Here is a 564-nt window from a genome sequence, read left to right on the forward strand (position 1 = left end):
AGGTCACCGAGCCGTGGTCGCCGATGACCGCGTCCGCCGCGAGGAGCGCCTGCCGCCAGCCGTGCAGCGGGTCGATCAGCGCGAGGCCCGCGCGGCGGGCCCGGTCCAGCCAGGCGCGCACCTGGCCCGGACCGTGGCCGTGCCAGACGTTCGGGTGCAGCACGGCGGCGCACCGGTAGGCGTCCAGGGGCAGTTCGGAGGTCAGCCGCGGCAGCAGGGACGGCAGGACGTCGTCACCGCCGTCGCCGAACAGGGCGTCGGGACCCCAGGTCGAGCTGAGCAGCACCAACCGCCGGCCGGGCGGGACGCCGAGGGCGCGGCGGTAGCGCTCGCGCAGCGGGCGCGCGGCCAACAGCCGGTCCCAGCAAGGGTCCCCGGCGACGATCCCGGTGTGCGCGGCCTCGGGGCAGACGCCGCGCAGCCGCTCGTCCTGCTCCGGATGGGACAGCACGAGGGCGTCGGCGACCGGCGTGCCGTCCTCGGCGAGCAGCCACTCCGGCGACATCCCGAACACGGGCGCACCACCACCGCACGGCTCCCGGCTCCCGGCTCCCGGCTCCCGGC

At 77.7% G+C, this 564-nt stretch carries 1 pseudogene; it reads right to left on the bottom strand.

The window, feature by feature from the left end:
• Positions 1-564 (bottom strand): annotated as a pseudogene (locus GTW43_RS04830) (hypothetical protein); the annotation flags it as partial.

Source organism: Streptomyces sp. SID5785, from assembly GCF_009870065.1.
Classification (GTDB): domain Bacteria; phylum Actinomycetota; class Actinomycetes; order Streptomycetales; family Streptomycetaceae; genus Streptomyces.